Below are 20320 nucleotides of genomic sequence, written 5' to 3' on the forward strand. Positions count from 1 at the left end.
TACCAATAGATCAACAATGCGTCAAAAACAACAGCACACGGAACAGCCCTGCTTGGCTAGGACCAGCCAAAACTGTTTCGTTTGCATAGGCTCCCGACCGGGAGCCAACGTTCATTTCCGAGAATATTCTACAACGGACAGCGTAATAATGCTGCGTGTTTATCATCACTGATTAGTGAATACTGCCGATTCGGCTTAACCGAACGCCCGTCGGCCATTCACCTTCTTGTTTTTCAAAGCTCATCCAAATTGCGGTGGCTTTACCAACAAGATTCCTTTCCGGGACAAAACCCCAATAGCGACTATCCAGGCTATTATCGCGATTATCCCCCATCATGAAATAATGGCCGGCCGGCACAACCCAGGTCGCGAGCGGTTGTTGTGACTGCTGATAATAGCCGCCGAGTTGATCCCGCACGCCGGGAACAATCAAAATATTGTGCGTGGCATTACCCAACGACTCTTTGCGAATGCCCAGTCGCGCGCCGGCGATTTTATCTTCACCGACCGGAATTTGGTAAAATCCGCTGCGGGACTCCAGTTCAGGTTGATTAAATGTCTGCACGAAATCGCTGGGCTGAATATTATTATAGGTAACCGCTAATGCTTTATCGCAAGTTTGCGATCCATCGCAACCTGGATTAATCGTCACTTGCTTGGTCAACGGATTATAGCTGACACGATCGCCCGGCACGCCCACTACGCGCTTGATAAAATCGACCTTGGGATCGGCCGGATATTTAAATACCGCAATATCGCCACGCTTAGGGTGACCCGTTGCAATTAAAGTTTGCTGAGTAAAGGGTTCTTTAATACCGTAGGCATACTTCTCAACCAGGATAAAGTCGCCGATCAGCAATGTCGGCATCATGGAACCAGATGGAATCTGAAAGGGTTCATAAATAAAAGAACGCACAATTAAAACCAGCGCGACAACCGGAAATACCGATGCAACCGTTTCAACCCATCCTGGCTGCGCAACGACTTTTGGCAATTCGCTGCTGTTCGTCCCTTCACTTGATACCGCTAATTTCTTGCGGCGCGCCGGCGCCCACATAAAGCGTTCCAAGCACCAGACAATTCCCGTGATTAGCGTTACCAACGCCAAAATTACGGCAAACATATTGGCCATGCCAACTCCTCAGGATTTATTTGTTGTCTTTGCCAACGTGAAGAATAGCAAGGAAGGCTTCCTGCGGTAATTCAACGTTACCCACCTGCTTCATACGTTTCTTACCGTCTTTCTGTTTCTGCAACAGTTTCTTCTTACGGCTGACATCACCACCATAACATTTCGCCAGCACGTTTTTACGCAACTGCTTAACGGTCGAGCGGGCAATGATGTGATTACCAATCGCCGCCTGGATGGCGATATCAAATTGCTGGCGTGGAATAAGCTCTTTCATTTTTTCCACCAGTTCGCGTCCGCGGTATTGCGAATTGTCCCGGTGAGTGATCAGCGCCAGCGCATCCACGCGCTCGCCGTTGATAAGAACATCAACACGCACCATATCGGAAGCCTGGAAACGCTTGAAATTATAGTCCAGCGAGGCGTAACCGCGAGAGGTTGATTTCAGTCGGTCAAAGAAGTCGAGCACCACTTCCGCCATCGGAATTTCATACGTCAGCGCGACCTGATTACCGTGATAAACCATGTTGGTCTGTACGCCGCGCTTTTCAATACACAGCGTAATGACGTTGCCCAGATATTCCTGCGGCAACAACATATGACATTCAGCGATGGGTTCGCGCAACTCCTGAATATTATTCAGCGGCGGCAGCTTCGACGGACTGTCGACATGCACGATCTCTCCGCCGGTCGTTTCGATTTCATAAACAACCGTAGGCGCGGTGGTGATCAGATCCAGATCATATTCACGCTCCAGTCGCTCCTGAATGATCTCCATGTGCAACAGCCCAAGGAAACCACAGCGGAAACCGAATCCCAGCGCTGTCGAGCTTTCCGGTTCATAAAACAGAGACGCGTCGTTTAAACTCAGTTTACCCAGCGCATCGCGGAAGGCTTCATAATCATCGGAACTTATCGGGAATAACCCGGCATAAACCTGTGGTTTTACTTTCTTGAAGCCCGGTAGCGCTTTTTCCGCCGGCTGACGGGCCGATGTCAGCGTATCGCCGACCGGCGCGCCCAGAATATCCTTGATGGCGCAAACCAGCCAACCCACTTCACCACAATTAAGCACGTCGCGGTCAACCTGCTTCGGCGTAAAAATGCCCAGGCGGTCGGCGTTATAGACCTGACCGGTACTCATTACCTTGATTTTTTCACCTTTGCGCATCGAGCCATTTTTAATGCGCACCAGTGAAACAACCCCCAGATAGTTATCAAACCAGGAGTCAATAATCAGCGCCTGAAGCGGCTCTTCCGCACTCCCTTGCGGCGGCGGAACATCGCGCACCAGGCGTTCCAAGACTTCGGGTACGCCTATGCCGGTTTTAGCCGAGCAGCGCACCGCATCCGTGGCGTCAATACCGACAATATCTTCAATTTCCTGCGCGACCCGATCCGGATCGGCCGCAGGCAGGTCGATTTTGTTTAACACCGGCACCACTTCCAGATCCATATCAAGCGCGGTGTAACAGTTCGCCAGCGTTTGGGCTTCAACCCCTTGACCCGCATCAACCACCAGCAACGCGCCTTCGCAGGCCGCCAGTGAACGGGAGACTTCATAAGAGAAGTCGACGTGGCCGGGCGTATCAATGAAGTTTAACTGGTAGGTTTGACCATCCAGAGCTTTGTAATCCAACGTCACGCTCTGCGCTTTAATCGTTATACCGCGTTCGCGCTCCAGATCCATTGAATCCAGAACCTGCGCAGCCATTTCACGTTCGGTTAAACCACCGCAAATCTGGATAATTCGGTCAGATAACGTCGACTTACCGTGGTCGATGTGGGCAATGATGGAGAAATTTCGTATATGCTTCATTATAAAAAGTTTTCTACCTTGATATTTCTGAAATTCTTGCCGATGGGCATGCGCATGAGGTGAAAACGACAGCGATGAGCTTCCACCTGAACCGCTGCATTCTACATGCCGAACGTCCGAAAACCTAGTCATGTCCGGCGCATTACTCCCGATTATGGCGGTTTTATTGGGAATAGCGGAACGACAGGATGAAAGAAGGTGTTAAATTGATGACAACGGCTGAAAAATCATGGAAATTACTCGGCTACGGTTTTGATTTTCAGTAACTCGCCCGGCAACGCGACTTGCAAGATAACGGGTTGATAACGACCATTTTTCCCCAGGTGACCCACCCAGCGCCTCACCGATAAAAAAGCCAGTCCGCCGCCCAGCAACGCGCCGAGAATGGCAGACAGCTCATTGGCGAAGAGCAACTGTAAAAGCGCCGCGCCGGCGAGCAATCCCACAAGCGGCACAAAATAAACCATAACGGCAGACTGTAGCAGACGCGCTTCGGCAATACCGAGCTCAACTCGCTGCCCGATTTGCAAAGGCTGCTCACAGGGTACCCGCAACTGATGCTCGGCAGGCGCCCCCAGTTGGTTCAGCAGCCCGGTTCCGCATGTTGCGCGCGATTGACAGCCGCCGCACCCCGAACGCTGCTCACAGTGCAAGACGGCAATGCCATCCTGCCATGAAATAACCGTCGCCCACTCTTTAATCATTTATTGCGCCTTCAGAATAATATTTTCCGCCACACGCTTAGCCGTGGCCGGCGGAAGCTCACCGACTACGGTGATCTCATTCTTATCACGAATTTCAGTATGTATGGTGCGTCTCCCGGTACGAACGGATTGTTCAGACTGCGTTTCGGAAGAGGGACTGATATTGATGGAGAAACTAAACAGACCATCGCTGTACAGGCGCGTTTCAATCGGAATATTGACGCCCGGCAATGTCCTTCGACTGTGAGAAACCTCTTTCATTCCCGCAGGCAGCCACTCGGCCAACCAGGCGAAGTCGCCGCTTGTTTGTCTGGGCCTTGGCAAGGCGGGCGGCAAGTTTATACTTTCCAGCGGGCGCAATGCCTTGGCAAGGTTATCATCCACGATCAGCGACGTCGCCAGAAACTGTTCCAGACGCTCGCCATTACGATCCTGCAAATCAACCCGCAGCGGCAGTTTAGACTCGGCGTCCATCCAGACCGCATAACTGTAACGCGTCGCATCCTTGGAGATGATCCTGACGCCGACGGCCAGACGATCGGCGATACGAACGCGCCCATCGGCAGGAATGAAATCGTAATACTGCGCGATGTTTTGGTAATTCGCATAGACCAGCGCGGGTAATGAATCGACGATGTGATCGCTCGACAGCGTGAAGGGCTCCAGGTCTGAATCGAAATAGCTGATTTCATTGCCGCGCTGTACGATTTCACGCCGCGGGCCGTCCATGAAAACCAGTTGCGCTAATGCGCGATCGTTCACCACGACATGGCGATAGCGCAACGACTCAAATCCCTGGAGGGTAATATTGATGAAAGAAATTTCGTAGTTTAACGAGCGACTGGCTTGGTTCATTTGTTGCAACAACGCCCCGGACGCGGTTTGCGCCGGGGCGATGCTGGAATAAAACAAACTGCCGATCAGCAAACAGACGGTTAACCAGACAGGCTTCATTACTGAGGCTGAGTTCCTAATGATTGAGTTCCTGGAACCTGGATTGCAGCTTGCTGATCATCATGATGCTGGAGTTGTTCAGCGTGCAAACGGCGCTGTAGTTCATAATCTTGCAAAATAGCATTGAGGCGATTGCGTTGCGCGTCAAATTTTTGCTGACCATTATGGGAAGCTACGCTTTCCGACGGTACGCCGAAACTGACCGGCGAAGCGGTTCCCATTGCCGGTAACGTACTAAACGCGGCGGGTTCCGTTATCCCGCTTGCCGGATCAACCTGATTATAGTTTTGCACGCCGACAATAACGGCCAAAGATACGCAGGCTGCGACCCCGACCTGAGTCAACTGACTAGCCCACGGCCGAATTTTGTGCCAGAACGGCATCTGGGACCAACGCTCAGGGTGTGGCTGAGATTCTGGTTGCGCTTGCGGAACCAGACGAACAGGTTCTTTTTCAATCGCAGCAGCCACACGGGAGGCTATATCAAGGTGAATAACATTTTTGCCTTCACCGATATCCCCACGCAATGTATCGCGGATTAGATGATAACTTTGCCAACTTTGCTGCAACTTGTCATCTTGTGACAAGGACTTCAGCAGTTCGGAATCAACTGCCTCACCATCCATTAAAGCGGAAAGTTTCTCTTTCTGCATACCGACACCCTTACTTTGTCAAATCCATCATTAATCATACGCCATGGCTGGAACAGGCTAGCGCTGAATAAGCGGTTGTACTTTATTATCAATAGCCTCCCTGGCCCGGAAGATACGGGAACGAACAGTGCCAACTGGACAATCCATAATGGCGGCGATCTCTTCGTAACTCAGTCCATCTAATTCACGCAGCGTAATCGCCAGACGTAAATCTTCCGGTAAAGACTCAATGGTACGGAAAACAATACTTCTCAATTCCTCTGACAACATTAAATTCTCAGGGTTCGATATTTCTTTCAATGCTCCTGCATTTTCATAATTTTCCGCATCATTGGCGTCAATATCGCTGGAAGGAGGACGTCTTCCCTGGGCCACCAGATAATTTTTCGCCGTATTCACGGCGATACGGTATAGCCATGTATAAAAAGCACTATCGCCACGGAATGATTCCAATGCACGATACGCTTTGATAAATGATTCCTGTACCACGTCCGGGACGTCCCCTTGGGGGACGTAACGGGATACCAGGCTCGCCACCTTATGCTGGTAACGAATAACCAGTAAATTAAACGACTTTTGGTCGCCTTTTTGGACCCGCTCAACCAGAACCTGATCTGCTAGCTGCTCGCTCATCCGAGGTAATATCTCCTCAAACCGTTCTCCACACGTAAATAATACCGCCAGCCATAAATATAGTTATCCCAGAGCAAGCTCTACGTTAGAGCCGATATCCCGCATAAAGTTCCAGCCAAACCGTTTTATACCCGCTATCTTGCAAGTTGCAGGCGCGTTGACATCAGTGCCCGGTTCATCGCAGAGCCCCGTCTTCATCCGATCGCCGCAAGCGGCGCTCAAGTCCGCTCCCGGCTGATTTGCCGCCCCAGCACGCTGGTTTTTATATTTATCATCAAGCATATCTGATCGATCATACGATAAATCCGCGGCATTAGCACCAACCGACCCGGTTTGAGGGTGGGTATTTATACATCTTTACAGGGGACACAAAATCAATGCATGGATAAAACATTGAGTGCTACCATCAATTCCCCTCTTTCTCATACGTGACGATACGAACATGCAACCGACCACTGAATACACTTGTGATGTATTGATCATCGGCAGCGGCGCTGCCGGGCTGTCTCTCGCGCTTCGTCTGGCTTCTCACGCAAACGTTACCGTTCTCAGCAAAGGCCCGCTGAATGAAGGTTCGACCTTTTACGCCCAGGGCGGTATCGCCGCGGTTTTTGATGAGACCGATAGCATCGAATCGCATATCGAAGATACATTAATCGCGGGCGACGGACTGTGCGAACGTGAAGCCGTCGCTTTCATCGCCGGCAATGCCAAACACTGCGTACAATGGCTGATCGAACAAGGCGTATTGTTTGATACGGAAACCGGCGCCGGCGGTGAAGAACGTTATCACCTCACCCGGGAAGGAGGACACAGCCATCGCCGAATTCTCCACGCCGCGGACGCCACCGGGAAAGAAGTGGAAAATACGCTGGTAAAAAAAGCCCTGTCGCATCCCAACATCCATATTATGGAACGCTGCAACGCCGTTGATTTAATCACCTCCGACAAACTGGGCCTGCCGGGATCCCGCCGGGTTGTCGGCGCCTACATCTGGAACCGTGAACGGGAAGCGGTTGAGTCTTGTCGGGCGAAAACCGTGGTTCTCGCCACCGGCGGCGCATCCAAAGTGTACCAATACACCACCAACCCTGACATTTCATCCGGCGACGGCATCGCCATGGCATGGCGTGCGGGTTGCCGGGTCGCCAATATGGAATTTAATCAGTTTCACCCGACCTGCCTGTTTCACCCGCAGGCGCGCAATTTTCTGCTGACGGAAGCGTTGCGTGGCGAAGGGGCTCACCTTAAACGCCCCGACGGCAGTCGCTTTATGCCGGACTTCGACGCCAGAGGCGAACTGGCTCCGCGCGATATCGTCGCCAGAGCCATCGACCATGAAATGAAGCGCCTCGGCGCTGACTGCATGTATCTGGATATTAGCCATAAGCCGGCGGAATTCGTCAAACAACACTTCCCCACCATCTATGAAAAGCTGTTATCGCTGGGGATTGATATCACTATAGAAGCTATTCCTATTGTTCCGGCCGCGCACTATACCTGCGGCGGCGTTATGGTCGATCGGCGCGGCCACACCGACCTCGACGGGCTGTATGCTATCGGCGAGGTGAGCTACACCGGTCTGCACGGCGCGAACCGCATGGCGTCAAACTCGTTGCTGGAGTGTCTGGTGTACGGCTGGTCGGCATCGGAAGATATCCGGCAACGCCTGCCGCACCTCGAGTTGATAAAAACGCTCCCGGCCTGGGATGAAAGTCAGGTTGATAATTCGGACGAACAGGTTGTTATCCAGCACAACTGGCATGAGCTCAGACTCTTTATGTGGGACTATGTCGGGATCGTTCGAACCACAAAACGGCTGGAGCGGGCGCTGCACCGCATTAATTTGCTTCAGAATGAAATTGACGAATACTATTCGCACTTCCGTATTTCCAACAATTTGCTGGAGTTGCGCAATCTGGTTCAGGTAGCCGAGTTAATCGTTCGCAGCGCATTGAACAGAAAAGAGAGCCGCGGATTGCATTATACCCTGGACTATCTCAGCCAGTTCGATACGCCCGACCCCACCGTGCTTACGCCATAGCACCGCCTGTTTATGTGGATTTCGCGTGGAATCTACATAAACAGATAAAAATATTGCGTCAGTGCCTGAAAGGCGTCGGAATAACGCTGCTCGGCATCACGTATCGCTAATTGCCGAACCAGAGTCTCTCCCGGCTGTCGTGAAAACGCGCACAAGACGCGGTGCGCGGGTCGGGAAGACGACTCCGCTACATCCATGCGCCGGCGCATAAACCAGCCCTGCCGCTGCGCCTGCCGCACAAAATCGTCAACAACCTGTATCGGCAACACCACGCAAAACAATCCGTCGGGCGTAATCAAACCGCGCGCGCAGTCCAGCAGCCGTTCGTGCGTCAGCGCGACGGTATAGCGAGCCTGAGTACGCTGCATCGTGCCGCAAGCGACGCCCGGCGAGAAATAAGGCGGATTGCTGACAATCAGGGAATAGTCCGCGCGCCGCCCCTCGGCAAAGGTCGCGATATCATCAAGGTAAACCTTCATCCGTGCCGACCAGGGAGACGCGGCGATATTTTCCGCCGCCTGCTGGGCCGCGGCGCTATCCAGTTCAACCGCATCAATCAGAACCGCATCATGAGTCCGTTGCGCCAGCATCAGCGCGATCAAACCGGAACCACAACCGATATCCAGAATTCGCCGCGCAGCGGAGACCGGCGCCCAGGCGCCCAGCAATATGCCGTCGGTGCCGACCTTCATGGCACAGCGATCGTGCGCGACAAAAAACTGTTTGAAGGTGAATCCGCCGCGACGCAGCGCCGGTTTATTATCAGATTGCTTGCTCATTATTACTCGTTCCCGATCAAAACCGTCGTAGCATAGGGTAAACATCTATACAGTAAAAGCGCGGTTGTCTGTTTAAACAGGTGAAGAACCCGGCCAATACGTCTATAATCGGCGCCCCAAACAGAGGTAGACCATGACAGCAACGAATTTTTCCGAGTTAGATCTTGATGACAGCCTGTTAGACGCCCTGCGCGATATGGGTTATGAACGTCCGACGGCCATTCAGATGGCGGCAATTCCGCCGGCGATGGACGGTCGCGATGTGCTGGGCTCTGCGCCAACCGGCACAGGCAAAACCGCAGCGTACCTCTTGCCGGTTTTGCAGCATCTGCTCGATTTTCCTCGTAAAAAATCCGGCCCGCCTCGCATTCTTATTTTAACGCCGACGCGCGAACTCGCCATGCAGGTCGCCGACCAGGCCCGCATCATGGCCGCACATACCCACCTGGATATTGCCACCATCACCGGCGGCGTGGCGTATATGAACCATGCCGAAGTATTTAGTGAAAACCAGGATATCGTCGTGGCAACCACGGGCCGCCTGCTGCAATACATTAAAGAAGAAAACTTTGATTGCCGCGCGGTTGAGACGCTGATACTGGATGAAGCGGATCGCATGCTGGACATGGGCTTCGCGCAGGATATCGAGCATATTGCCGGTGAAACCCGTTGGCGGAAACAAACGCTGCTGTTCTCCGCAACGCTGGAAGGCGAAGCGATTAAAGACTTTGCCGAGCGCTTGCTGAACGACCCCGTCGAAGTTGAAGCCGATCCCTCGCGTCGCGAACGTAAAAAAATCCTGCAATGGTATTACCGCGCCGACGATATCAAACACAAAACGGCCTTGCTTTGCCATCAGTTGAAACAACCGGACGTCACCCGCTCCATTATTTTCGTCCGCAAGCGCGAGCGGGTACATGAGCTGGTGGCCTGGTTACGCGAGGCCGGTATTACCGCCTGCTATCTTGAAGGCGAAATGGTACAGGCCAAACGCAATGAAGCGATTAAGCGTCTGAGCGACGGACGGGTAAACGTTCTGGTGGCGACCGACGTTGCCGCCCGTGGTATTGATATCAACGACGTCAGTCACGTATTCAACTTTGATCTGCCGCGCACCGCTGATACTTATCTGCATCGAATTGGCCGTACGGGCCGGGCTGGTCGTAAAGGCTGCGCCATCTCTCTTGTCGAAGCGCACGACCATCTGCTGCTTGGCAAGATCAGCCGTTATCTGAATGAGCCGCTCAAACCCCGAGTGGTTGATGAACTGCGTCCGGCGACCAAAGCGCCAAGCGCTAAAACAACGGGCAAACCATCCAAGAAAGCATTGGCCAAGCGGAAAGAGAAAAAAGAGAAAGAGAAAGAAAAAGAGAAGGTCAAGGTGAAGGTGCGTCACCGGGACAGCAAAAACATCGGCAAACGCCGGCAGCCGGCCCAAAAAGCGGGCGAGTCTGGCGAATAAAGCGTCGGGATGTAAAAAAGGGAGCCTCGGCTCCCTTTTGTATTTACGTCACGCCCTCGAATAAAACGAGTTACAGGCTTTCGGTAAAAGTACGAGTAATAACGTCGCGCTGTTGTTCTGGCGTCAACGAGTTAAAGCGCACGGCATAGCCGGAGACACGGATAGTCAGCTGCGGATATTTTTCAGGATGCTTAACGGCATCTTCCAGCGTTTCACGGCGCAGCACATTCACATTCAGGTGCTGACCGCCTTCCACGCGCACTTCCTGTTTAACTTCCAGAGGTACTTCACGATATTCGATCTGGCCCAGATCGCTGACTGGAACGATTTGGTCTTCGCTATAACCAGATTTAGCGCAAACACAACGTGCTTCGGATTTTTCTTCATCCAGCAACCAGAAAGAATTGATCAGCGCGCTGTTGTCCGATTTGGTGATTTGAATACCAGTAACCATTATTGCCTCCGTAAAACGGCGTATTATTGTCTAAATTGAAGCGGCGTTAGTAACAAACCGCCATCAATTTTTAACGATTATATAAAACAAAAGAAATCTGTCTTCTTGTATACCAGTACGATAGCCGGTTTTCTTTGATTTAAATCAATTTTACTTGACTGTTAAATTTTACCTCCACAGCAATTTATTGTTTCATATCAATTTTAACGCCAGCCGCCCGCTAAAATATTTTTGTAAATTTTCAATTTTTTTCAAGGCAATCAATGTCTCCGCGCATTTTCCTGCCGTTACGGTTTTACCTCGGAACAATTGAACGGTAAGCTACGGGCAACAGAATCTCGGATAAAATAAAGAGAGCATGATGGCGACTTCCCTAACCTGGCACGACGTGCTGGCTCAAGAAAAACAACAACCCTATTTTATGAATACACTGGAATTCGTTGCTAAAGAGCGCGCGGCGGGAAAAACGATCTATCCACCGCAGAAAGATGTTTTTAATGCTTTCCGCTATACCGAACTTCATCAGGTTAAGGTGGTTATCCTCGGTCAGGATCCTTATCACGGCCCGAATCAGGCCCATGGATTATCCTTTTCGGTTCGTCCCGGCGTGCCTGCCCCGCCATCGCTGGTCAATATCTATAAAGAGCTGGCTAATGACATTCCCGGTTTTGACATCCCGAAACATGGCTTTCTACAAAGCTGGGCGGAACAAGGGGTGCTGCTGCTTAATACCGTTTTAACCGTTGAGGCGGGTCAGGCGCATTCTCACGCCAATCTGGGCTGGGAAACCTTCACCGACCGCGTTATCGCTGCCCTGAATGAAAATCGAGAAGGCATCGTCTTTCTACTCTGGGGATCGCACGCGCAGAAAAAAGGCAACATTATTGACCGCCAGCGCCATCACGTTCTGAAAGCGCCGCACCCTTCCCCGCTGTCGGCCCATCGGGGCTTTCTCGGATGCAAGCATTTTTCCCAGGCTAACCGATTACTGGAACAGCAAGGTCTTGCCCCGATAGACTGGACGCCGCGTCTGCCGGAGAATCAATAAAGCAACGCTGCCTTCAGCCGCTGGAGGCAGCAATATCAAGGCATTGAAAGAGATAATAACCCAGGGAATGATATAACAAGGAGAAGGCGTGATTTGGTGGAGCTAAGCGGGATCGAACCGCTGACCTCTTGCATGCCATGCAAGCGCTCTCCCAGCTGAGCTATAGCCCCACATCAAGTGGCGTGTTCGCGATATAAAACCAAACAGAGGGATTGTTTGGTGGAGCTAAGCGGGATCGAACCGCTGACCTCTTGCATGCCATGCAAGCGCTCTCCCAGCTGAGCTATAGCCCCGTATCTTACAGACCGTATCTGTGCGAACGGGTCGCATAATATGAGACCCGATTAGCGGTGTCAACGGCTAAATCCTTTTATGACGCCAACCGCTGAAAAAGACGCCAAACACACGCATAATCGATAACATATCGGCGTCGACCAGCGGTCGGAATAGCGTTTGAGAATGTCGCCCATCAAAAACGGCTTATATTCATCCAAGCCGGCTTTCTGTCCCGCAGTCTATTTCAGATATTTGTATTTACCCGAATGGCCGTCAGTCATGACGCCGGGCTTCTGGATAAAAAAAACCCGGCAGATTTGCCGGGCTTGCGTTGAGCGAATGCCATCAGCGGTTACTGCTGCGCTTCACGTTCCGTAATAAACGCCAGCGCTTTATCAATCCGCGCCAGCGCTCGCTGCTGACCAACCGCATGTACCGTGACATCCACGCCGGGCGACTGCCCCGCGCCGGTGACGGCCACGCGCAGCGGCATACCGACCTTACCCATGCCGACACCTAATTCATCCGCGGTTCCCTGAATCGCATGATGAATGTTTTCAGCCGTCCAGTCCGTAATCGCAGCCAGCTTGCCGCGCACCAGCTCCAACGGTTGACGCGCCACCGGACGCAGGTGTTTCTTCGCCGCATCGGCGTCAAACTGCTCAAAATCCTCATAGAAATAGCGGCAGGAGGCCGCCATTTCTTTCAGCGTCTTGCAGCGCTCGCCCAGTAAAGTCACCAGTTCGCTCAACTGCGGGCCGGTACGCGTATCAATGCCGGCCTGCTCGATATGCCATGCCAGATGCGTCGCCACATATTCCGGCGGCAGATGATTAATATAGTGGTGGTTCAGCCATTGCAGTTTCTCCGTGTTGAAAGCACTGGCTGATTTGCTGACGGCGTCTAATGAGAACAGCGCTTTCATCTCATCGACCGAGAAAATTTCCTGATCGCCTGATGACCACCCCAGGCGAACCAGATAGTTCAACAACGCTTCAGGCAGATAACCATCATCGCGATATTGCATGACGCCGACCGCGCCGTGACGTTTGGACAGTTTTTTACCGTCATCGCCCAGGATCATGGAAACATGCGCATATTCCGGTACCGGCGCGCCCAATGCTTTCAGTATGTTGATTTGACGAGGCGTATTGTTGATATGATCCTCACCACGAATAACGTGAGTGATTTCCATATCCCAGTCATCAATCACCACACAGAAGTTATAAGTCGGCGAGCCGTCCGTACGACGGATGATCAGATCATCAAGCTCCTGATTGCTGAATTCGATGGGGCCGCGGATGCGATCGTTAAAAATAACGGAACCTTCCTGCGGGTTACGAAAACGCACCACATGAGGTTCATCATCCGCATGATGCGCGTGGGAATCACGGCAACATCCGTCATAACGCGGTTTTTCGCCGTTTTCCATCTGTTTTTCACGCAGCGCTTCCAGACGTTCTTTCGAGCAATAGCATCTATAAGCGGTGCCGTTTTCCAGCATCTGGTCGATAACGGCGTTATAACGATCAAAGCGTTTAGTCTGATAATACGGACCTTCATCCCAGTCGAGATTCAACCAGTTCATGCCATCCATAATGGCATCGATCGCGTCCTGAGTGGAACGCTCCAGATCGGTATCTTCAATTCGCAAAACGAACTTGCCGTCCTGATGACGAGCAAACAACCAGGAATAGAGCGCGGTACGGGCGCCGCCTACATGAAGATAGCCAGTTGGACTGGGCGCGAAACGGGTTTTAATTTTCATTTGGGATTACAGCCTTTTTACGCAACGGCTGTCGGCAGATACCGACATGAGTTCAAATAACAGAAAGTGGGCAACATTCTATCATTCTGCTCCGATTCCTCAACGCTGTAACGCAGCGCCGCACGCTTTATTCCTTACAGAATTGAATAAGGAAGCATCGCCATCGCCCAGAAATAAGACGTCCTGACTAATTTTACAACGAACAGCCATTTTACTTTTAAAAAGCGTTGACTCACTTTCAACTATCCCTATAATGCGACTCCACACAGCGAGGGTGATTAGCTCAGCTGGGAGAGCACCTCCCTTACAAGGAGGGGGTCGGCGGTTCGATCCCGTCATCACCCACCACTCTTCTAGAGTGCCGCGTTGTGTGAAGTAAGAAGAATTGAGATTGGGTGATTAGCTCAGCTGGGAGAGCACCTCCCTTACAAGGAGGGGGTCGGCGGTTCGATCCCGTCATCACCCACCAATCTCATTCCAGCTATCTTCTTACTGAAAATGAAGTACGGAAGTGGGTGATTAGCTCAGCTGGGAGAGCACCTCCCTTACAAGGAGGGGGTCGGCGGTTCGATCCCGTCATCACCCACCACTTCTGCGGGTCGTTAGCTCAGTTGGTAGAGCAGTTGACTTTTAATCAATTGGTCGCAGGTTCGAATCCTGCACGACCCACCAACATACATTCTTGGGACGTCTCGTGGAGTCCGGGGAAATAAGAAAACCGTATCACTGTCAGCAGGATGCGGTTTTTTTTCGTCTGTATGCGCCCTTCCGGGTACCCGGGGAGCCGGAGCAAATGGGCCTATATCTCTGTGAGCGGAAATTCCGTGGGCCAATTCAGGCTCCGGGCTTAAGACGTTAAAAAAAAGAATATGGCGCCACTTCATTACTGTCATTTCCATTGGCACTTAAGGAATAATACCCGCCCAACTCACTGAAAATAAATACAATAAAGTCATCAAGTTAGTCGTATTCTCGGGAATCTAACTTGCAGCTGCGATCAAAAGATAATTCCCCCCCCCCAAAAGAGCTGATTTATATAACCAATTGTATATAAAAAACAAAGCCCTCACCCTCAAAAGTATTAACACTGTAAATAGTAAAAAATCAGTAAAGATTTGAATGACTGTGTCGATATTTTATCTAGCAGATATTTCCGCCTATTTGTAATGAAACAGACTAACACTACTGATACCTCAAGGATTGAGATATGGAGACCAACCCAGTCCAGGCGGCCGATATTCAGGTGAAAAATATGCCGCGTAATATCTCAAAGACGGTTCAATCGTTTTATGGCTACAGCGCTCTGGCATTACTCCGCTTCATTATCAATAGGAAATAAAAAGACTACAGCCGTCATCAAAAAATAAACACTGGCGTATTTAGTATGAAATTCCATCACACCCTAATGTCTTCCATCGTAGCAGTTTCTTTATTAACGTCAGCTGCGGCAATAGCCGAACCTAAATTTAATAGAGGGCGATAAGGTAACAGTAATGAATATAAATAGCCTATCAGGATCCACCGTCTCTTTTCGTTCCAGCGAAACAAACGCGATGGAAAAAGGTTCGGCCATATCCACGAATAATCAGTCCGTTATTGTTTTCAACGAGACGGAATCACAAAAGCAAAGCATCGTTTCAACGCTCGCTCGCCAGTTGGCCGACGTCAATGTGAGAGCTGAAACCAGAGATGCCAGTCTTAGCCATGATGAACTAGCACAAAAGGCAAAAACGTTACTTAGCCAGATCACCGGGCCGGGTTATCAGAATAATCGCGCAAAATATGATGCCGAAGTACCTGATACCGATGATCCGGCACTATTGGAGCGAGCGAAGCAGGCAACAGCTTTTGTCAATGGCTCTGGTTCAAATCCGTTCAAAGGATTAACGGGAGACCAACTGGCATTAATCATTTACGACGATAGCGGCACATTCACAGCTAATGAACGCCGTGCGGCATCGTATGAATCGGATGCGCAAGAGTACGCCTGGCGTCGTTCAGCCGTTATGAAAAGTGAGATTGAATGGAATCAAGGTGACTACAAACAGACAGAGTTTTTCAAAATGGTGCTGGCGCATTATGAAGAACAGCCATTAATTGAACAGGTGCAATACTCGGAAGAGCACACGTCGAGACTTCAATATCTTATTGAAATGGATTTTAATTTTATGACCGGTGAACGGGGAAATCACGGTAACTCATTTATCAATCTGCGTAATAATTTATTATCGAGCGGCCCCTATGGCGACGGGAAATAATTTAACGCAGGCAACAAGGCAGGAAAAAAGTCGGCATCTCTTGCCAATGATGATTTTCCTATAAGCGATATCAGGAATACCGAGGGGCTGATGAGCTACGCCACTGCTTTGCCTGAAAAGCTGCGCCGGCTTCTGGCATGGTTTGCTTGCAGGCTATGGCCTCGCGGGAACAATCGCCCTCGCCCGAGGAAAGGGTTTAGCGCTGAAAAAAAACGCCCTTTGCAGAGCGTTTCTTCAGTATTGCGATAATCATCAGACTTAGCGGTAACGATCAGATTTCCCAGTCATGGTTATAACGTTTGGGTTTGAACTGGATAACGTCCCCTTTTTGCAAACCGCGCAGGCTCAGATCGTCGCGCGCCACCTCGGCCTCTATCAGTTCCTGTTGATTGCCAATCTTTAAGGACAGGCGGGTTAATGCGCCCAGCGGACGAATATCGCGAACAATCACCGGCTGATAGCCATCCTGCGCCTGAACGGACAAGGCCACTTCATGCGGCCGGAACAGAATGGTTTCATCCGTCTGTTCAACCTTCAGCAGGTTGCTGTCGCCCAGAAAATGATAAACAAACTCGCTGGCCGGATGGTTATAGACCTCATCGGGCGAGCCGATTTGCTCAATAACGCCTTTATTCATCAGCACGATGCGATCGGCGACTTCCATCGCCTCTTCCTGATCGTGCGTAACGAATACCGATGTCAGGTTGATATCCTCGTGCAGTCGCGACAACCAGCGGCGTAGCTCCTTGCGCACCTTGGCATCCAGCGCGCCGAAAGGCTCATCCAACAGCAGGATGCTGGGCTCGACGATCAATGCTCTGGCCAGCGCGATACGCTGGCGCTGACCGCCGGATAGTTGCTCAGGATAGCGATCTGCCAGCCAGTCCAGTTGAACCAGACCGAGAAGCTCATGCACTTTCTTTTCAATATCGCGTTTTGACGGACGGATATTTTTCGGCTTCATCCGCAGCCCGAACGCCACGTTGTCGAATACCGTCATGTGACGGAATAAGGCGTAGTGCTGGAAAACGAATCCCACATTACGCTTGCGCACATCATGCACGGAGACATCTTTGCCATGGAAAATAATGTTGCCGCTATCCGGTTGTTCCAGACCGGCGATAATACGCAACAACGTGGTTTTACCACACCCGGACGGCCCCAACAGCGCCACCAGCTCGCCGCTCTCAATGGCGAGGTTAATTTGATTCAGAGCCTGAAACTGACCAAATTGTTTATTAATATTGCGGATCTCAATGCTCATTTTTGGTCAACTCCTGTTGTTTCTCAAGTTGCTTCGTCAGGCGGCTCTCACTCCACTGGCGCAGCAATAGAACGATCAGCGACATCACTAGCAGTAGAATCGCGACGCTGAAAGCGGCGACAATGTTGTACTCGTTATAAAGAATTTCGATATGCAGCGGCAGCGTATTGGTCAGCCCGCGGATGTGGCCGGAAATCACGGAAACCGCGCCGAACTCGCCCATCGCTCTGGCGGTACATAATACTACGCCATAGATTAACGCCCACTTTACGTTGGGCAGCGTGATGAACCAAAACATCTGCCAGCCGTTGGCGCCCAGCAGTCTGGCCGCTTCTTCCTCCTGCGATCCTTGCTGTTCCATCAAGGGGATCAATTCGCGCGCCACATAAGGCAGCGTGACGAAAATGGTCGCCAGCACAATGCCCGGCACCGCATAAACAATCTCCAGATTATGCGCGGTCAGGAACGGATACAGCGAGCTCTGCGCGCCAAACAGCAGGACATAGACCAGACCGGCGACCACGGGAGAGACTGAGAAAGGTAAATCGATTAACGCCAGCAAAAAACTTTTGCCGCGGAATTCAAATTTGGTCACGCACCATGCCGTCGCCAGACCGAAAACGACATTCAGCGGCACCGAAATGACCGTTGCCAGCAATGTCAGCTTCAGCGCGGAGATCGCATCCGGTTCGGTAATGGCATCCCAGAATGCCCCGATCCCGTTATTTAATCCCTGCGTCACCACCATCAATAGCGGCAAAACCAGAATCAGAAAAAAGACAATCCACGCCAGTGAAACCAAAACATAATACGCCACCGGATTTTTTTTGGATTTTTTCAACTGGGTTTGAGTAGAAATAACCTGTTCCATTACCACTGCCTTACAGTTTCGGTTGAATACGACGCTGCAATAAATTAATCAGCAGCAGCATAATAAAAGAAACCAGCAGCATAAATACGCCAATTCCGGTCGCGCCTTTATAGTCATACTGATCGAGTTTAGAGACGATCAGCAGCGGCAAAATTTCTGTTTTAAAAGGAATATTCCCCGCGATAAACACCACGGAACCATACTCGCCCACGCCGCGGGCGAACGCCAGCGCAAAGCCGGTCAGCCAGGCGGGAAGCAATGCCGGGATCAGGACATGGCGGAACACTTGCAGCGGACGCGCGCCAAGACAGGCCGCGGCTTCCTCGATTTCTTGCGGAATATCCGCCAAAACGGGCTGCAACGTCCTGACGACAAAAGGCAGGGTGACGAAAATCAATGCCAGCGTGATGCCGATGCCGGTATAGGCGATTTTAAAGGGAAACAGCGAGCCAATCAGTCCGTTCGGCGCATATAAGGCGGTCAGCGCAATCCCCGCCACCGCCGTCGGCAGCGCGAACGGCATGTCGATCATCGCGTCAATGACCTTGCGGCCGGGAAAGGTGTAACGCACCAGCACCCATGCCAGCAGCGTTCCCAAAATACCGTTGATAAACGCGGCCATCAGCGCCGTACCAAAGGAGAGGCGAAGAGAGAAAAGCACCTGTCGGCTGGTAATCAGATCCCAAAACTGTACCAACGTCAATTGGCTGGCGTAAAGAAACATCCCTGCCAATGGAATAAGGACAATCAACCCTAAATAACTCAAGCTGAAACCTAAAGTTAATCCAAAACCGGGAATTACCGGGGAGCTACGTTGTGACATACGGTGCCTTTAATAGTCATACTCAATGATTCTGGCAAATTAAACTTTGCCGACGAATCAAAGCCGCTGAATTCAGCGGCTTTTCAACATCAGAAATCCGTTACTGCTTATTTATTAATTTCCTGGAAGATTTTGTCAAATACCGCGCCATCCTTGAAGAACGTGTCCTGCGCGGCTTTCCAGCCGCCGAAGTCTTTATCGATGGTCACCAGTTTCACCGGCGCGAACTGACCTTTAAACTCTTCGGCAATCTTTTCATTGCGCGGACGATAGAAGTTTTTGCCGATAATCCGCTGCGCTTCGTCGCTGTACAGGTATTGCAGATAGGCTTCCGCCTGTTTGCGCGTGCCTTTACGCTCGACCACTTTGTCAACCACCGCCACCGGGGGTTCGGCCAGAATGGACAGCGACGGCGTCACGATTTCCAACTGATCGCCGCCCTGCTCTTTCAAAGAGAGGTAGGCTTCGTTTTCCCAGGCCAGCAGCACATCGCCCAGTTGGCGCTGCACAAAGCTAATCGTCGAACCGCGGGCGCCGGTATCCAGAACCGGAGCATTGCGATACAGATCGGTGACAAACTTCAGCGCCGTTTCATCATTACCGCCGGGTTGCGCTTTGGCATAAGCCCAGGCCGCCAGGAAGTTCCAGCGTGCGCCGCCGGAGGTTTTCGGGTTTGGCGTAATCACTTCAATACCCGGTTTGACCAGATCGCCCCAATCCTTAATTTGCTTCGGATTGCCTTTTCTCACCAGGAAAACGATGGTGGAAGTATAAGGCGTACTGTTGTCAGGCAAGCGCGCCTGCCACTTCGGATCGATAATTTGCTGATTCAGATTAAGCGCATCGATATCGCCGGCCAGCGCCAGCGTTACCACATCGGCCTGTAAGCCGTCGATAACGGAACGAGCCTGTTTACCCGATCCGCCATGCGAATTTTTGATCGAAACATCCTCGCCGGTGGTCTCTTTCCAGTGCTTGATAAAAGCGGCGTTATATTGCTGATAAAGCTCACGGGTAGGATCATAAGATACATTCAGTAACTCGGTTGCCGCGGAAGCGACGCCGGAAAAGAGCAGCGTCGCGGTCGCAAGAGATAGTCCCAGACGGCGTATTGACATCATTATCACTCCCTAAAATTGAACTGTATTTTTAACTGTCGTTTTTCAAGTTATAGCAATATTGGCTTCCCTTCCGCCTCAGGACAACGGCTTAATGCATTATCATTTCTGATGTATTGCATCAACCGATGCCCAAAGGTGGCAGCGAATACCCGCCATGAAAATAACAATGGATGTGACTGATTAGCGCAGCTTACACAGGCATCAGGCCAACAACATAGGGGTGACAATAGAGGATATGGGAAAGGGGCAAAAATACTGTT

At 51.2% G+C, this 20320-nt stretch carries 18 protein-coding genes and 6 tRNA genes; 8 read left to right on the top strand and 16 right to left on the bottom strand.

Features of this window, described 5'->3' with window-relative positions:
- Positions 1-172: 172 nt before the first annotated feature.
- The 7 genes from lepB to ABRZ26_RS11040 all read right to left on the bottom strand — a co-directional run bounded on the left by lepB (position 173) and on the right by ABRZ26_RS11040 (position 6174).
- A complete protein-coding gene (lepB, locus tag ABRZ26_RS11010) occupies positions 173-1132 on the bottom strand; it encodes a signal peptidase I (protein WP_319604312.1) in 960 nt (319 codons plus the stop codon).
- Positions 1133-1148: 16 nt separating this feature from the next.
- Positions 1149-2948 (bottom strand): translation elongation factor 4, encoded by a 1800-nt coding sequence (gene lepA, locus ABRZ26_RS11015; RefSeq protein ID WP_319604313.1) that lies wholly within the window; start codon positions 2946-2948, stop codon positions 1149-1151.
- Positions 2949-3184: 236 nt separating this feature from the next.
- Positions 3185-3652 carry a SoxR-reducing system protein RseC gene (gene rseC / locus ABRZ26_RS11020; protein ID WP_319604314.1) on the bottom strand — a complete coding sequence of 156 codons (468 nt, stop codon included), beginning with the start codon at positions 3650-3652 and terminating at the stop codon, positions 3185-3187.
- On the bottom strand, positions 3653-4606 hold the full coding sequence (rseB, locus tag ABRZ26_RS11025; protein ID WP_319604315.1) for a sigma-E factor regulatory protein RseB: 954 nt from the start codon (positions 4604-4606) through the stop codon (positions 3653-3655). It abuts the gene before it with no gap.
- Complete coding sequence (gene rseA, locus ABRZ26_RS11030) at positions 4606-5259, bottom strand: anti-sigma-E factor RseA (RefSeq protein WP_319604316.1); 654 nt, start codon at positions 5257-5259, stop codon at positions 4606-4608. The genes rseB and rseA overlap by 1 nt, the downstream gene beginning before the upstream one ends.
- Positions 5260-5316: 57 nt before the next feature.
- A complete protein-coding gene (rpoE, locus tag ABRZ26_RS11035; RefSeq protein ID WP_319604317.1) occupies positions 5317-5892 on the bottom strand; it encodes an RNA polymerase sigma factor RpoE in 576 nt (191 codons plus the stop codon).
- A gap of 63 nt (positions 5893-5955) precedes the next feature.
- Positions 5956-6174: a hypothetical protein gene (locus tag ABRZ26_RS11040; protein ID WP_319604319.1), complete on the bottom strand. Its 219-nt coding sequence runs from the start codon at positions 6172-6174 to the stop codon at positions 5956-5958.
- A gap of 160 nt (positions 6175-6334) precedes the next feature.
- On the opposite strand from ABRZ26_RS11040, the gene nadB reads away from it, so the two are divergent.
- On the top strand, positions 6335-7936 hold the full coding sequence (nadB, locus tag ABRZ26_RS11045; protein ID WP_319604320.1) for an L-aspartate oxidase: 1602 nt from the start codon (positions 6335-6337) through the stop codon (positions 7934-7936).
- A gap of 32 nt (positions 7937-7968) precedes the next feature.
- Here nadB and trmN read toward each other — a convergent pair whose 3' ends face one another.
- Positions 7969-8715: a tRNA(1)(Val) (adenine(37)-N(6))-methyltransferase TrmN gene (gene trmN, locus ABRZ26_RS11050; RefSeq protein WP_319604321.1), complete on the bottom strand. Its 747-nt coding sequence runs from the start codon at positions 8713-8715 to the stop codon at positions 7969-7971.
- A 133-nt stretch (positions 8716-8848) separates the two neighbouring features.
- On the opposite strand from trmN, the gene srmB reads away from it, so the two are divergent.
- Positions 8849-10177, top strand: a complete 1329-nt coding sequence (srmB, locus tag ABRZ26_RS11055) for an ATP-dependent RNA helicase SrmB (protein ID WP_319604322.1) — start codon at positions 8849-8851, stop codon at positions 10175-10177.
- Positions 10178-10247: 70 nt separating this feature from the next.
- On the opposite strand, the gene grcA is transcribed toward srmB, so the two are convergent.
- The gene (gene grcA / locus ABRZ26_RS11060) at positions 10248-10631 is read right to left on the bottom strand and encodes an autonomous glycyl radical cofactor GrcA (RefSeq protein ID WP_319604323.1); all 384 of its coding nucleotides are present in this window, start codon (positions 10629-10631) and stop codon (positions 10248-10250) included.
- Positions 10632-10992: 361 nt separating this feature from the next.
- On the opposite strand from grcA, the gene ung reads away from it, so the two are divergent.
- Entirely contained in the window at positions 10993-11679 is a 687-nt protein-coding gene (gene ung / locus ABRZ26_RS11065) for a uracil-DNA glycosylase (protein WP_319604385.1), read from the top strand.
- 94 nt (positions 11680-11773) lie between these two features.
- On the opposite strand, the gene ABRZ26_RS11070 is transcribed toward ung, so the two are convergent.
- The 3 genes from ABRZ26_RS11070 to gltX form a co-directional block, all read right to left on the bottom strand.
- Positions 11774-11849: transfer RNA gene (locus ABRZ26_RS11070), tRNA-Ala, on the bottom strand.
- 47 nt (positions 11850-11896) lie between these two features.
- Positions 11897-11972, bottom strand: a tRNA-Ala gene (locus ABRZ26_RS11075).
- Between the two features lie 335 nt (positions 11973-12307).
- Entirely contained in the window at positions 12308-13723 is a 1416-nt protein-coding gene (gene gltX, locus ABRZ26_RS11080) for a glutamate--tRNA ligase (protein ID WP_319604324.1), read from the bottom strand.
- A gap of 272 nt (positions 13724-13995) precedes the next feature.
- Between gltX and ABRZ26_RS11085 the strand changes: the two genes are divergently transcribed.
- From ABRZ26_RS11085 to ABRZ26_RS11105, 5 genes are all read left to right on the top strand, one after another.
- Positions 13996-14071 (top strand) — tRNA-Val (locus ABRZ26_RS11085).
- A 45-nt stretch (positions 14072-14116) separates the two neighbouring features.
- Positions 14117-14192 (top strand) — tRNA-Val (locus ABRZ26_RS11090).
- A 44-nt stretch (positions 14193-14236) separates the two neighbouring features.
- Positions 14237-14312: transfer RNA gene (locus ABRZ26_RS11095), tRNA-Val, on the top strand.
- Between the two features lie 7 nt (positions 14313-14319).
- A tRNA-Lys gene (locus ABRZ26_RS11100) sits at positions 14320-14395 on the top strand.
- A gap of 821 nt (positions 14396-15216) precedes the next feature.
- The gene (locus ABRZ26_RS11105) at positions 15217-15981 is read left to right on the top strand and encodes a hypothetical protein (protein WP_319604325.1); all 765 of its coding nucleotides are present in this window, start codon (positions 15217-15219) and stop codon (positions 15979-15981) included.
- A 271-nt stretch (positions 15982-16252) separates the two neighbouring features.
- Here ABRZ26_RS11105 and ABRZ26_RS11110 read toward each other — a convergent pair whose 3' ends face one another.
- The 4 genes from ABRZ26_RS11110 to ABRZ26_RS11125 all read right to left on the bottom strand — a co-directional run bounded on the left by ABRZ26_RS11110 (position 16253) and on the right by ABRZ26_RS11125 (position 20057).
- Positions 16253-17245, bottom strand: coding sequence for a sulfate/molybdate ABC transporter ATP-binding protein (locus ABRZ26_RS11110; protein ID WP_319604326.1), 993 nt, complete (start codon positions 17243-17245; stop codon positions 16253-16255).
- Positions 17235-18116, bottom strand: coding sequence for a sulfate ABC transporter permease subunit CysW (cysW, locus tag ABRZ26_RS11115; RefSeq protein WP_319604327.1), 882 nt, complete (start codon positions 18114-18116; stop codon positions 17235-17237). The genes ABRZ26_RS11110 and cysW overlap by 11 nt, the downstream gene beginning before the upstream one ends.
- Before the next feature lie 10 nt (positions 18117-18126).
- On the bottom strand, positions 18127-18939 hold the full coding sequence (gene cysT / locus ABRZ26_RS11120; RefSeq protein WP_319604328.1) for a sulfate ABC transporter permease subunit CysT: 813 nt from the start codon (positions 18937-18939) through the stop codon (positions 18127-18129).
- 107 nt (positions 18940-19046) lie between these two features.
- The gene (locus tag ABRZ26_RS11125; RefSeq protein ID WP_319604386.1) at positions 19047-20057 is read right to left on the bottom strand and encodes a sulfate ABC transporter substrate-binding protein; all 1011 of its coding nucleotides are present in this window, start codon (positions 20055-20057) and stop codon (positions 19047-19049) included.
- Positions 20058-20320 lie beyond the last annotated feature (263 nt).

Source organism: Brenneria sp. L4-2C, from assembly GCF_040240335.1.
GTDB lineage: Bacteria > Pseudomonadota > Gammaproteobacteria > Enterobacterales > Enterobacteriaceae > Brenneria.